Genomic DNA, 14,058 nt, shown 5'->3' on the forward strand with positions numbered 1-14,058 from the left:
GATCGTTGCGGACTGCCCTATCCTCTGCCCTGCCTCAGAATGCGTCGCCCGGCACGCGCACCCAGCCTTCCATCAGCACCCGCGCGCTGCGGCTCATGATGGCTTTTTTGACTTCCCATGCGCCATCGACCTGCGCTGCCTGCGCGCCGACGCGCAAGGTGCCTGACGGATGGCCGAAGCGCACTGCCTCGCGTTCGCTGCCGCCGGCAGCGGCGTTGACCACTGTGCCCGGTATCGCCGCCGCGGTGCCGATGGCGACCGCCGCCGTGCCCATCATCGCGTGATGCAGCTTGCCCATCGACATCGCCCGCACAAGCAGGTCTACGTCGCTGGCAGCCACTGCCTTGCCGCTCGACGACACATAGGCCGCAGGCCGTGCGACGAAGGCGACCTTGGGCGTGTGCTGCCGTTTCGCCGCCTCGCTTACGTCCTTGATCAGGCCCATGCGCACCGCGCCGTAGGCACGGATCTTCTCGAAGCGGGCCAGCGCCTCCGGGTCGCCATTGATGGCGTCCTGCAGCTCGGTGCCGGTATAGCCGATCGCGTCGGCATTGACGAAGATGGTCGGTATGCCGGCATTGATCATCGTCGCCTTCAGCGTGCCGATGCCCGGCACCTCGAGGTCGTCGACCAGGTTCCCGGTCGGGAACATCGCGCCGCCCGCGCCTTCTTCCTCGGCGGCCGGGTCCATGAATTCAAGCTGCACTTCGGCCGCCGGAAAGGTCACGCCGTCGAGTTCGAAGTCGCCGGTTTCCTGCACCGCGCCATTGGTCATCGGCACATGCGCAATGATGGTCTTGCCGATATTGGCCTGCCAGATGCGCACGGTCGCCATGCCGTCGCGCGGCACGCGGTCGGCGTCGATCAGGCCGTTGCTGATGGCGAACGGGCCGACCGCGGCGGACAGGTTGCCGCAGTTGCCGCTCCAGTCGACGAAGGCGCTGTCGATGGAAACCTGGCCGAACAGGTAGTCGACGTCATGCTCCGGCCGGCTGCTTTTCGACAGGATCACGGTCTTGCTGGTGCTCGACGTCGCTCCGCCCATGCCGTCGATCTGCTTGCCGTACGGGTCAGGGCTGCCGATCACGCGCAGCAGCAGCGCGTCGCGCGCCGCGCCGGGGACCTGTGCCGCCTCGGGTAAATCCTGGAGGCGGAAGAACACGCCCTTGCTGGTGCCGCCGCGCATATAGGTCGCGGCGATCTTTATCTGGGCTGTATGTGCCATGGAGAAGAATTCCTTGTAGCGCCCAGCGGCGCATCGCTGCGCCGCCGGGACATTGATGCCTGCGTCAGGCGGCCTTTTCCGATTCGAGGAAGTCCTGCGCGAAGCGCTGCAGCACGCCGCCGGCCTCGTAGATCGACACTTCCTCGGCGGTGTCGAGCCGGCAGGTCACCGGCACCTCGACCTGCTCGCCGTTACGGCGCTTGATGACCAGCGTCAGGTCCGAGCGCGGCATGCGCTCGCCGACCACGTCGAAGGTCTCGGTGCCGTCGATGGCCAGCGTCAGCCGGTTCACACCGCGCTTGAACTCCAGCGGCAGCACGCCCATGCCGACCAGGTTGGTCCGGTGGATGCGCTCGAAGCCTTCGGCGACGATGGCTTCCACGCCGGCCAGCCGCACGCCCTTGGCCGCCCAGTCACGCGACGAGCCCTGGCCATAGTCGGCGCCGGCGATCACGATCAATGGCTGCTTGCGCTCCATGTAGGTCTCGATGGCTTCCCACATCCGCATGACCTTGCCTTCCGGCTCGACACGGGCCAGCGAGCCGGCCTTGACCTTGCCGTTCTCCGTCACCATTTCGTTCTTCAGCGTCGGATTGGCGAAGGTGGCGCGCTGCGCGGTCAGGTGGTCGCCGCGATGGGTTGCATAGGAGTTGAAGTCTTCCTCGGGCAGGCCCATCTTCGCCAGGTATTCGCCGGCGGCGCTGTCGGCCATGATCGCGTTCGACGGCGACAGGTGGTCGGTCGTGATGTTATCGCCCAGCACAGCCAGCGGCCGCATGTCCTTCAGCGGACGCGCGCCTGCCAGCGCGCCTTCCCAGTACGGCGGGCGTCGGATGTAGGTCGTCATCGGCCGCCAGTCGTACAGCGGGCTGACCCTCTCGCCATTGTCCACGGTAAGCGCGAACATCGGTCCGTACACCTTGCGGTACTGCTCGGGTTTCACGCTGGACGCGACGATGGCGTCGATTTCCTCGTCCGACGGCCAGATGTCCTTCAGCGTCACCGGCTTGCCATCCTGGTCAAGGCCAAGCACATCCTTCTCTATGTCGAAACGGATGGTGCCGGCAATCGCATAGGCCACGACCAGCGGCGGCGATGCCAGGAAAGCCTGCTTCGCATACGGGTGGATGCGGCCGTCGAAGTTGCGGTTGCCCGACAACACCGCCGTCGCATACAGGTCGCGCTCGACGACTTCCTTCTGGATCGCCGGGTCCAGCGCGCCGCTCATGCCGTTACAGGTGGTGCAGGCGAAGGCGACGACGCCGAAGCCGAGCTTTTCCAGCTCGGGCATCAGGCCGGCTTCTTCCAGGTACAGCGCAACCGTCTTCGAGCCAGGCGCCAACGAGCTCTTGACCCAGGGCTTGCGGCCCAGGCCGAGCCTATTGGCGTTGCGCGCGATCAGGCCGGCGGCAATCATGTTGCGCGGGTTGTTGGTGTTGGTGCAGCTGGTGATCGCGGCAATGATGACGGCGCCGTCGGGCATCAGGCCCGGCTCGTTCTCCACCTTGCCGCTGATGCCGCGCGCAGCCAGTTCCGAGGTCGGCACCCGCTTGTGCGGGTTGCTGGGGCCGGCGATATTGCGCACCACCGACGACAGGTCGAAGCTCAACACGCGCTCGTAGCTGGCGTTTTCCAGGCTGTCGGCCCACAGGCCGCTTTCCTTTGCATAGGTCTCGACCAGCTTCACGAGCTCGTCGTCGCGTCCGGTGAGTTTCAGGTAGGTGATGGTCTGCTGGTCGATGTAGAACATCGCCGCGGTCGAGCCGAACTCGGGCGCCATGTTGGAGATGGTCGCGCGGTCGCCCAGCGTCAGGTGAGCCGCGCCGCTGCCGAAGAATTCGAGATAGGACGACACCACCTTTTCATTGCGCAGGAACTCGGTGAGCGCCAGCACGGTGTCGGTCGCGGTGATGCCGGGCTGCGGCTTGCCGTGCAGCTCCACGCCGATGATGTCGGGCAGGCGCATCCAGGAGGCGCGTCCCAGCATCACGCTTTCCGCTTCCAGCCCGCCAACGCCGATGGCCAGCACGCCCAGCGCGTCGACCATCGGGGTGTGCGAATCGGTGCCGACCAGCGTGTCGGGGAAGGCGACGCCATCCTTGACCTGCACCACCGGGCTCATCCGCTCGAGGTTGATCTGGTGCAGGATGCCGTTGCCCGGCGGGATCACGTCGACATTGCGAAACGCCTTCTTGGTCCAGTTGATGAAGTCGAAGCGGTCCTCGTTGCGACGGTCCTCGATTGCCCGGTTCTTGTCGAACGCGTCGGGGTCGAAGCCGCCGCATTCCACGGCCAGCGAATGGTCGACGACCAGCTGGGTCGGCACCACCGGGTTGACCTTGGCCGGGTCGCCGCCCTGCAGCGCAATGGCGTCGCGCAGGCCGGCGAGGTCCACCAGCGCGGTCTGGCCGAGGATGTCATGGCAGACCACGCGGGCCGGGAACCACGGGAAGTCCAGGTCCTGCCGGCGCTCGATCAGCTGCTTCAGCGCATCGGTCAGCATGGCCGGATCGCAGCGGCGCACCAGGTTTTCAGCCAGCACGCGCGAGGTGTACGGCAGCCTGTCGTAGGCGCCGGGTTCGATGTCGTCCACCGCGGCGCGCGCATCGAAATACTCGAGCGCGGTGCCGGGGAGCTTCTTGCGGTATGCGGAGTTCATGGTCTCTTAGCCTTACTTGCGGTCCTGGATGGGCACGAACGTCAGGTCGTCGGGACCGACGTAGTTGGCGCTCGGGCGGATGATCTTGTTGTCGATGCGCTGCTCGATGATGTGCGCGGCCCAGCCCGACGTGCGGGCTATGACGAACAGCGGCGTGAACATCGCGGTCGGCACGCCCATCATGTGATAGGACACGGCCGAGAACCAGTCGAGGTTGGGGAACATCTTCTTGATCTCCCACATCACGGTCTCGAGGCGCTCGGCGATGTCGAACATCTTGGTCGAGCCGGTCTCCTCGGACAGCTTGCGCGCGACTTCCTTGATGACCACGTTGCGCGGGTCGGAGATGGTGTAGACCGGGTGGCCGAAGCCGATCACGACTTCCTTGTTCTCGACGCGCTTCCTGATGTCGGCCTCCGCCTCGTCCGGGTTGTCGTAGCGCTTCTGCACTTCGAACGCCACTTCGTTTGCGCCGCCGTGCTTGGGGCCGCGCAGCGCGCCGATGGCGCCGGCGACTGCCGAATACATGTCCGAGCCGGTGCCGGCGACCACGCGGGCGGCGAAGGTCGACGCATTGAACTCATGCTCCGCATACAGGTTCAGCGACACGTGCATCGCCCGCACCCAGGACTCGCGCGGCGCGTGGCCGTGCAGCAGGTGCAGGAAGTGGCCGCCGATCGAGTCGTCGTCGGTCTCGACCTCGATGCGCTTGCCATTGTGGCTGTAGTGATACCAGTACAGCAGCGCCGAACCCAGCGACGCCATCAGCCGGTCGGCGATGTCGCGCGCGCCCGGCGCATTGTGGTCGTCCTTTTCCGGAAGCGTGCAGCCCAGCACCGAGACCGCGGTGCGCATCACGTCCATCGGGTGGGCCGACGCCGGCAGCGCCTCGAGCACGGTCTTCAGGTTGCTCGGGATGCCGCGCAGCGAGCGCAGCTTGGCCTTGTAGCCCTTCAGCTCGCCGGTGTTGGGCAGCTTGCCATGCACCAGCAGGTAGGCGATTTCCTCGAACTCGGAGGTGTTGGCGACGTCGAGGATGTCATAGCCGCGGTAATGCAGGTCGTTGCCGGTCTTGCCCACCGTGCACAGCGCGGTATTGCCGGCGGTGACGCCGGACAGCGCGACGGATTTCTTGGGCTTGAAGGTGGATGCCTGTTGTTCGCTCATATTTTTCTCCTGAATTGATTAGCGGTTCTTCTGCTGCGCAAACAATGCGTCCAGCTTTTGCTCGAAGTCGTGGTAGTTGATGCGGTCATACAGCTCCATCCGGGTCTGCATGGTGTCGACCACATTCTTTTGCGTGCCCTCGCGGCGCACCGTGTTGTAGACATTCTCGGCCGCCTTGTTCATCGCGCGGAACGCAGACAGCGGATACAGTGCGATGCCGACATCGGCCGTCTTCAGCTCTTCCACCGTGAACAGCGGCGTCGCGCCGAACTCGGTGATGTTGGCCAGGATGGGCACGCCGACGGCCTGCGCGAACTGCTTGTACATCGCCAGCTCGGTAATGGCTTCCGGGAAGATCATGTCGGCGCCGGCCTCGACGCAGGCCACCGCGCGCTCGATGGCGGCGTCCAGCCCTTCGACTGCCAGCGCATCGGTGCGCGCCATGATCACGAAGTCGGGATCGGTGCGGGCGTCGACGGCGGCCTTGATGCGGTCGACCATTTCCTGCTTGCTGACGATTTCCTTGCCGGGCCGGTGGCCGCAGCGCTTGGCGCCGACCTGGTCTTCGATATGGATGGCGGCGGCGCCGAACTTGATCATGGACTTGACCGTGCGGGCGACATTGAATGCCGACGAGCCGAAGCCGGTGTCGACGTCGACCAGCAGCGGCAGGTCGCAGACGTCGGTGATGCGTCGCACGTCGGTCAGCACGTCGTCGAGGTTGGAGATGCCAAGGTCGGGCAAGCCGAGCGAACCAGCGGCGACGCCGCCGCCGGACAGGTAGATCGCGCGGAAACCGGCGCGCTTGGCCAGCAATGCATGGTTGGCGTTGATCGCGCCGATGACCTGCAGTGGAGATTCTTCCTTGACGGCCTGCCTGAATGCAGCGCCTGCGGAGCGTAGGGTCATGTTGTGGGCCTGTTCTTCTGTTTCAGGTTGATCGGTATGGATGCACTTATTGCAATGGCCATGCCAGATTTGCGTGAAATCGATGGTCAACGGATATTTCTATATATATCAATGATTTACAAATGTTTTTCCGCAGAAATTTATCCTTGAACTTGCCTGACGAGGCTTTCGGTGTTTCAATCCATGTTTCATATCGAAACACTGAAACATGAGCCGCCCCTACTCTGAAACAGACTATCAGGCAGACAAGCCGGTGTTCTGGACCGTGTCGATTTCCCGGCTGTTCAAGATGTTCCGGGACATCACGCCGGAATTCGATGACCGTGCGGTCATCGTGCCGATCAATCTCGGCTTCGAGGAAGCGGTCGACCATATTCGCAGCCGGCTCGAAACCGAGCGCTGCGACGCCGTGATCGCCGCCGGCTCGAATGCGGCCTACCTGAAAAGCCGGCTGTCGGTGCCGGTGGTCGTTGCCCGTGCCAGCGGTTTCGACGTAATGCAGGCGCTGGCCAAGGCGCGCCGCATCTCGCCGCAGCTGGGCATTATCACCTACCAGGAAACCCTGCCGCAGCTGGTCGATTTCCAGAGCACCTTCGGGCTGCGCATCGCCCAGCGCACCTATGCGACTGCCGAGGATGCGCGCGCCCAGATCGGCGAACTGAAGGCGGCCGGTGTCCGGGCCATCGTTGGCGCCGGCCTGATCACCGACCTGGCCGAGGAAGCCGGGCTGGACGGCGTGTTCCTGTATTCGGCGGCGTCGATCCGGCAGGCATTCGAGGATGCGCTCGAGATTGCCCGCTTCACCCGCCTGGAAAATGGCCGCAGCCGGCCCTCGCCGTCCGGCGACGCAACCCGCGCCCGCCATGGCCTGAAAGACTTGCGCGGCGACTCGCCAGCCATGCAGGCCGTGCGCGAGACCGTGATGCTGTACGCCCGCTCGCCGGCGACGGTGCTGATCGAGGGCGAGACCGGCACCGGCAAGGAACTGGCGGCGCAGGCGATCCACCGCGAAAGCATGCTGGGCCAACCGGGCGGCAAGCCCTTCGTCGCGGTCAACTGCGGTGCGATCGCGGAGTCGCTGCTGGAGTCCGAGCTGTTCGGCTACGAAGAAGGCGCATTCACCGGCTCGCGCCGCGGCGGCCGCCCAGGCCTGTTCGAGGCCGCGCACCGCGGCACGCTGTTCCTCGACGAGATCGGCGAAATGCCGCTGGCGCTGCAGACGCGGCTGCTGCGCGTGCTGGAAGAACGCGAGGTCATGCGCGTCGGCTCGACCCGGCCGATACCGGTCGACGTGCGCATCGTCAGCGCGACGCATTGCGACCTGGACGCGCGAGTGCGGGAAGGCCGCTTCCGAGCCGACCTGTTCTACCGGCTGTCGGTGCTGCGCCTGCGGCTTCCGCCGCTGCGCGAGCGGCCGGAAGACCTGGCGCCGCTGGCCGAATGGCTGTTGAAAAATGCGCTGGCCGCGCTGGGTGTGCGGCCGCATGCGAACCTGCATGCGGAGGTCGAGCGATGCGCGGGGCTGTTGGCGGCGCATACATGGCCGGGCAATGTGCGGGAACTGCGTAACCTGATGCAGCGGCTGGCGTTGTTTTTGTCGGCTGCGCCGCTGCAGGCGTTGACGCCGGGGTTCGTGGCGTCGGTGGCGCCGGAGTTGGGGGTGGCGGCGGTGCCCCAGGCACACATCGACCTGGCCCCGCCTGCGCGAGAGGACGACATCACAGCGGTGCTATCCCGTTTTGGCGGTGATCGGGCGGCGGCGGCGCGGCATTTGGGGATTAGCCGGACGACCTTGTGGCGTCGGCTGCGCAGCGAAGGCGGCAGCGGAAGTGGAAGTGGAAGGCTGGGGTGAGTTATGTGTGGGAAAGGCGTTTGATGCTTGCGCATACCGGAGTGCCCGCGGAAGGAACAGCCGCTAACTACTAAAGCAAAAATTCCGGTGATCTATAAGCGCGACTCTTTCCAAAGTGGTCGCATTTTATGCTCTTCCGTATAAGTGCCGAAATCCACGAATTTTTCGACAGCAATTTTTTCCTTTTCAAACCATGTTGCCTCGCATTCTTGGCACACAAAAATGACTTGAGCCGTTTTTTTAGTTTGAGCCTCGACTACGTCTCCTTGCTCACATCTAGGACACAACATTTTTGGCCTCACTTAACCGGATAAGCAGTGATGATTTGGTTCGTCACTGATCCCGGGCGGTGACATTCAGGACAGAGCCGAAAAGACGTGGGGTCCCGCGCGCGAGCTGCGAGCCGTGTCGCGATTGGCCGCGCGCTTCAAGTCGAGCGCCATCGAAGGTGGTGTGATTACTTTTCTCCACTGCCTGACAGTGGAAATGGGCAAGCCCCCTGGAATGCCATCCCGGGAACTGCTTCGGGAAAACCCGGCCAGCCACTTACATGGCCGAGCTTACCGTCCCTACTCGTCTTTCGCCCCATCGATCCCCAATTCATGGATCTTGCGCGTGATGGTGTTGCGCCCTATTCCCAGCCGCACCGCCGCGTCGTTCTTGCGACCGTGCGTATGCCGGAGCGCGGTCTTGATCAGCGCCGACTCGAACTGCCGGCCCAGCGCATCCATCACTTCGGGCCGCCCGGCGGCCAGCATCTGGGCCGCCTCGCTTTCCAGCAACGCGATCCAGTTCGGCCGCTCCGGCGGCGGCGCTTCGGCGAACGCCGGCGGCATCACGCTTGCGGCGGCCGCCATCGCGCCGTTGGCGGCTTCGCCGGCGGTGGATGGCGGTGACGCGAACTGCGGCACGGGCGCGGCCGCTTGCGGCGACAGCGATCGGGCCTGCTGGCCCTCCAGCAGTTCCGGCGGCAGGTCTTTTACTTCCACCGTCTGGCCGGGCGCCATCACGGTAATCCAGTTGCACAGGTTTTCCAGCTGCCGCACGTTGCCGGGCAACTCCAGCTGCGCGAGGAACTGCATCGCGTGCTCGGACATGCGCTTCGCCTCGACGCCCAGCTGCTTCGCGCTCTGCGCCAGGAAGTGGCGGGTCAGGATGGGAATGTCCTCGCGCCGCTCGCGCAGGCTGGGCAGGCGCAGCCGGATCACGTTGAGACGGTGGTACAGGTCTTCGCGGAAGAGCCCTTCCCTGACCCGCTGCTCCAGGTTCTGGTGGGTAGCGGCAATGACACGCACATTGGCCTTCAGCGGCTGGTGGCCGCCGACCCGGTAGAAGTGCCCGTCCGACAGCACACGCAGCAGGCGGGTCTGCAGGTCGAACGGCATGTCGCCGATCTCGTCGAGGAAGAAGGTGCCGCCCTCGGCCTGCTCGAAGCGGCCGCGCCGGGTTGCCTGGGCGCCGGTGAAGGCGCCGCGCTCGTGGCCGAAGAGTTCGGACTCGAGCAGGTCCTTGGGGATCGCGGCGGTGTTGAGCGCGATGAAGGGCTGCGATGCGCGCGGGCTATGCTTGTGCAGCGCGCGGGCGACCAGCTCCTTGCCCGAACCGGATTCACCGGTGATCAGCACGGTCACGTTGGATTGCGACAGGCGGCCGATCGCGCGGAACACGTCCTGCATCGCCGGCGCCTGCCCGAGGATCTCGGGCGTCTCGGAAATGATCTGTTCCTCATTGACCTCGCGCAGGCTCTCCTCCAGCGCCCGGCGGATCAGCTCCACCGCTTTCTCGAGGTCGAACGGCTTGGCCAGGTATTCGAACGCGCCGCCCTGGAAAGCCGCGACGGCCGAGTCGAGGTCGGAGAAGGCAGTCATGATGATGACCGGCAGGCCGGGATAACGCGCCTTGGCCGCCTGCAGCAGCGCCAGGCCCGATTCGCCCGGCATCCGGATGTCCGACACCAGCACCTGCGGCGTCGTGGTTTGCAACGCATCCATCGCGTCCCGGGCATTTGAAAAGCTCCGGGTCGCAAGGTTCTCCCGTGCCAGCGCCTTTTCAAGTACCCAGCGTATCGACTCGTCGTCGTCAACTATCCAGATTGGTTTCATATGGTTCTGCATCCTGTCACGTTGTTCTTGAACCTGCCGGCGCGCGGCGCCGGCAGCTTGCATCAGGGCAGAGGAATCAAGATCCGGAAATCCGTGCAGCCTGGCCGGCTTTCGCATTCGATCACGCCCATGTGCTGCTGTATGAACGTTTGCGCCAGCGTCAGCCCCAGCCCGCTTCCACCGTCGCGGCCGGAAACGAGCGGATAGAAAATACGGTTTTGAATCTCAGGCGGAATCCCCGGCCCGTTATCCATGATATGCAAGTCTAATGCCAGCCTGTAACGCACCTTGACCAGCGTGACCTGGCGCGCCACCCGGGTCTGGAATGTCAGCATCGCATCGCCGGCCTCGATCCGTTTTGCAAGCGCCTGCGCTGCATTGTGTGCGATGTTCAGCACCGCCTGGATCAGTTGCTCCTTGTCGCCGCGGAACTCGGGCACCGAGAGGTCGTAGTCGCGCCGTATCGTCAGGCCGTTCGGAAACTCGGCCATGATCAGGCTGCGCACCCGTTCGAACACCTCGTGGATATTGACGTCGCCGACGATATGCGGGCGGCGATGCGGCGCCAGCAGCCGGTCCACCAGCGTCTGGAGCCGGTCGGCTTCCTTGATGATGACCTGGGTGTATTCCCGCAGCGGGTTCAGGTGCCGCTCGGGAAGCTCCAGTTCCAGTAGCTGGGCCGCGCCGCGGATGCCGCCCAGCGGGTTCTTGATCTCGTGCGCGAGGTTGCGTATGAGTTCCTTGTTGGCCTGGCTCTGGTCGATCAGCCGCTCCTCCCGGTCCAGCTTCAATTGCTGGACGTTCTCGCGCAATTCGATCAGCACCGGCGCCTGCGGATCGTCCAGCGCGGTGACGATCACATGGACCTGCAGCGGGTCGCGCCCGGCCCGTTCCAGCACCAGGTCCTGGCGCTTGTCGTCGAACTGGTGCGCGACGGCCTGGGAAAAAATGTCCTGAAGCTTGTCGCCGTTGAGGAACATCTCGGTCAGCCGCTGGTGCTGCATGACTTTCAACGAACTTTCGAGCAGGTTTTCAGCGGCCGGATTGGCGTAGCTGATGCAGCCGTCGGCGTCCAGCACCAATACGGCGGAGGCCAGCAGGTCGAGCCCTGCTAGCGAATGAGCTTGGTTATTCACGGCGGATCTGGGAAAGAGAAAAAAGAAAGGGCCGCAATTGGCGGCCCGGTTAGCGAACACAGATCGTATGCTATTTCAGATTGCCGATCTCGCGCTTCAATGCTTCGATATTTTTTTCGGTGCGGCTGACGTCGTCCTTCATCGAGGCGACGCGGTCCTGGTACTTGGCGAAATTGCGTTCGTCGCCGCGGCGCTCGGGTTCGCCATTGTTGTAGTCCTGTTTCAGCGCGGCGAGCTTGCGTTCCTCGACCTTCATTTCCTCGGTCAGGATCTGCATGCGGTCGGTGTCGCGCGCCTTCTGCGTGCCGCTGTCTATCTTGGGGAAGTCGCCGGGGCTGGCGGGGCTGGCCGCGGGTCCGGCGGGGCGGCTGAACGAGGCGGTCTGCACGACGGGCTTCTTGTATGGCGAGGGGATCATCGAGATTCCCTGCATGTCCACCCGCTTGCAGCCCTTGGTCTCGCCGGTGTTCTTGTATTCGCGGGTGCCGTCGCCATTCATGCAGACATAGACGTCGGACTGCGCATGCGCGGGCGCCAGCACTGCGGCGCACAGCACGACCGGGGAAACAATGAGGGCTAAGGAGAGAGTTTTCATAACTTTCTTCCAGGAAATAAAAGAAGAATGTTAGTGTATGGCAATAAGTTGGGGCTGCCAACCATTGTTAATGGATTTCTGCGTACGCACAACAGCAAAAATGTAAAAAAGCGGGAAAGGCGCAAGGCCTTTCCCGCTTTCGTTGTCGCGTTGACTATTACAGCGAGTAATACATATCGAACTCGATCGGGTGCGTGGTCATGCGGAAGCGCTGGACTTCCGTCATTTTCAGCTCGATGTATGCGTCGATCATCGAGTCGCTGAACACGCCGCCGCGGGTCAGGAACTCGCGGTCCTTGTCGAGGGCTTCCAGCGCCTGGTCGAGCGAGGAGCACACGGTCGGGATCAGCTTGTCCTCTTCCGGCGGCAGGTGGTACAGGTCTTTCGACGCTGCCTCGCCCGGGTGGATCTTGTTCTGCACGCCGTCCAGGCCAGCCATCAGCAGCGCGGCGAAGCACAGGTACGGGTTGGCCGAAGGATCCGGGAAGCGGGTCTCGATGCGGCGGCCTTTCGGGTTCGACACGTGCGGAATACGGATCGATGCCGAGCGGTTGCGGGCCGAGTAAGCCAGCTTGACCGGCGCCTCGTAGCCAGGAACCAGCCGCTTGTACGAGTTGGTGCCCGGGTTGGTGATCGCATTGAGCGCCTTGGCATGCTTGATGATGCCGCCGATGTAGAACAGCGCGAATTCCGACAGGCCGGCATAGCCGTCGCCTGCGAACAGGTTCTTGCCGTCTTTCCACACGGACTGGTGCACGTGCATGCCCGAACCGTTGTCGCCGACGACAGGCTTCGGCATGAAGGTCGCGGTCTTGCCATAGGTGTGCGCAACGTTCCAGATCACGTACTTCATGTTCTGGGTCCAGTCGGCGCGCTCGACCAGGGTCGAGAACTTGGTGCCGATTTCATTCTGGCCGGCGCCGGCGACTTCATGGTGATGCACTTCGACCGGGATGCCCAGCGATTCGAGGATCAGGCACATTTCCGAACGCATGTCCTGGAAGCTGTCGACCGGGGGGACCGGGAAATAGCCGCCCTTGACGGTCGGACGGTGGCCGGTGTTGCCGCCTTCGAATTTCTCGCCGGTGGACCAGGAAGCCTCTTCGGAATCGATCTTGACCGAGCAGCCGGACATGTCGACTTTCCACTGCACGCTGTCGAAGATGAAGAATTCCGGCTCCGGGCCGAAGTAGGCGGTGTCGCCCAGGCCGGAGGACTTCAGGTAGGCTTCAGCGCGCTTGGCGATCGAGCGCGGGTCGCGGTCGTAGCCCTTGCCGTCTGACGGTTCGATCACGTCGCACTGCATGAAGAGCGTGGTCTCTTCCATGAACGGGTCGATGTTGGCGGTGTTCGGGTCCGGCATCAGGATCATGTCCGATGCTTCGATGCCCTTCCAGCCAGCGATGGACGAGCCGTCGAATGCATGGCCCGATTCGAACTTGTCCATATCGAAATGAGACACGGGAACAGTGACGTGCTGTTCTTTGCCTCGTGTATCTGCAAAGCGGAAATCAACGAATTTGACTTCGTTGTCTTTCACCATTTTCAAGACCTCTGCGGCCGTCATTGCCATGCGAATCTCCTAAATTGAGCAAAATTGATGTTGGTTGGTCCGCCGGGTGTGCACGCGCCGGTAATGCTGGGACGAAGCCTGGAGTGCGACCGAACTCAGGCCGGAATGATAGCAGATTCCATGCCATCGACTTGATCAAAGCCAATGTTGGCAAGTCCTGCTAATGTTGCCGTTTTCGCCCGTCAATATCGCGATGGACACGATCTGGTGCAAGCTTGCGCCAAACTCGAACGCACGGGAAAAGTGCATATCCGGTGTATACGCACGAATAAAGTGCATCGTATTAAATATGCGCCGAATATGCACTTTTTTGGCGCGACGCCGGATTTTGCGATGCCGGCGCTATAATTTTCCATCCCCCACTGGAGATCATGATGAAAACGCCTGGCGAGATCCTGGACATTGCCCGTGAACGCGCACGGGCCGCCGGCCTGCCCTATGCAGGCGCCGTGACCCCCGACGAAGCCTATGCACTGCTGCAGTCGGAGCCAGCGGCCAGGCTGATAGATGTGCGCACAAATGCGGAACGGGACTGGGTGGGCAAGGTGAGCGTGCCGGAGACCCGGCATGGCGCGATCCAGTGGACGCTGTATCCGGGCGGCGCGCCCAATCCGGCCTTCCTCGAACAGCTCGAGCAGCAGGCCAGCCGGGACGAAGTGCTGCTTTTCCTGTGCCGCTCCGGCGTGCGCTCCCGGCATGCGGCCAAGCTCGCCACCGAGAACGGTTACCGGAATGCCTATGACATCCTCGAGGGCTTCGAGGGAGACAAGGATGCCGAAGGCCACCGCAAGAGCGTCGGCGGCTGGTGCAAGGCCGGCCTGCCGTGGACCGGCGCGTAGC

The 14,058-nt window shown here is 63.6% G+C and carries 10 protein-coding genes; 2 read left to right on the forward strand and 8 right to left on the reverse strand.

The features are described 5' to 3' along the window. Window positions 1–34: 34 nt before the first annotated feature. From prpF to prpB, 4 genes are all read right to left on the reverse strand, one after another. On the reverse strand, window positions 35–1,225 hold the full coding sequence (prpF, locus tag QOL82_RS18300) for a 2-methylaconitate cis-trans isomerase PrpF (RefSeq protein WP_283443734.1): 1,191 nt from the start codon (window positions 1,223–1,225) through the stop codon (window positions 35–37). A 64-nt stretch (window positions 1,226–1,289) separates the two neighbouring features. After that, window positions 1,290–3,884 (reverse strand): Fe/S-dependent 2-methylisocitrate dehydratase AcnD, encoded by a 2,595-nt coding sequence (acnD, locus tag QOL82_RS18305; protein ID WP_283443735.1) that lies wholly within the window; start codon window positions 3,882–3,884, stop codon window positions 1,290–1,292. Window positions 3,885–3,896: 12 nt separating this feature from the next. Next, a complete protein-coding gene (gene prpC, locus QOL82_RS18310) occupies window positions 3,897–5,051 on the reverse strand; it encodes a bifunctional 2-methylcitrate synthase/citrate synthase (RefSeq protein ID WP_283443736.1) in 1,155 nt (384 codons plus the stop codon). Window positions 5,052–5,069: 18 nt separating this feature from the next. After that, window positions 5,070–5,960 (reverse strand): methylisocitrate lyase, encoded by an 891-nt coding sequence (gene prpB, locus QOL82_RS18315; protein ID WP_283443737.1) that lies wholly within the window; start codon window positions 5,958–5,960, stop codon window positions 5,070–5,072. Window positions 5,961–6,168: 208 nt separating this feature from the next. Between prpB and prpR the strand changes: the two genes are divergently transcribed. Further along, on the forward strand, window positions 6,169–7,812 hold the full coding sequence (prpR, locus tag QOL82_RS18320; RefSeq protein ID WP_283443738.1) for a propionate catabolism operon regulatory protein PrpR: 1,644 nt from the start codon (window positions 6,169–6,171) through the stop codon (window positions 7,810–7,812). Between the two features lie 569 nt (window positions 7,813–8,381). On the opposite strand, the gene ntrC is transcribed toward prpR, so the two are convergent. The 4 genes from ntrC to glnA all read right to left on the reverse strand — a co-directional run bounded on the left by ntrC (window position 8,382) and on the right by glnA (window position 13,218). Then, a complete protein-coding gene (gene ntrC, locus QOL82_RS18325; RefSeq protein ID WP_283443739.1) occupies window positions 8,382–9,914 on the reverse strand; it encodes a nitrogen regulation protein NR(I) in 1,533 nt (510 codons plus the stop codon). 62 nt (window positions 9,915–9,976) lie between these two features. Continuing rightward, entirely contained in the window at window positions 9,977–11,050 is a 1,074-nt protein-coding gene (gene glnL / locus QOL82_RS18330) for a nitrogen regulation protein NR(II) (RefSeq protein ID WP_283443740.1), read from the reverse strand. Window positions 11,051–11,120: 70 nt separating this feature from the next. Continuing rightward, window positions 11,121–11,645 (reverse strand): DUF4124 domain-containing protein, encoded by a 525-nt coding sequence (locus QOL82_RS18335; RefSeq protein ID WP_283443741.1) that lies wholly within the window; start codon window positions 11,643–11,645, stop codon window positions 11,121–11,123. 157 nt (window positions 11,646–11,802) lie between these two features. Beyond that, window positions 11,803–13,218 carry a type I glutamate--ammonia ligase gene (gene glnA, locus QOL82_RS18340; protein WP_283443742.1) on the reverse strand — a complete coding sequence of 472 codons (1,416 nt, stop codon included), beginning with the start codon at window positions 13,216–13,218 and terminating at the stop codon, window positions 11,803–11,805. Between the two features lie 374 nt (window positions 13,219–13,592). Between glnA and QOL82_RS18345 the strand changes: the two genes are divergently transcribed. Next, window positions 13,593–14,057, forward strand: a complete 465-nt coding sequence (locus QOL82_RS18345; RefSeq protein ID WP_283443773.1) for a rhodanese-like domain-containing protein — start codon at window positions 13,593–13,595, stop codon at window positions 14,055–14,057. Window position 14,058: the final 1 nt, after the last annotated feature.

Origin of the sequence: Noviherbaspirillum suwonense, from assembly GCF_900182955.1 — a bacterium.
Taxonomy (GTDB): Bacteria; Pseudomonadota; Gammaproteobacteria; order Burkholderiales; family Burkholderiaceae_D; genus Noviherbaspirillum_A; species Noviherbaspirillum_A suwonense.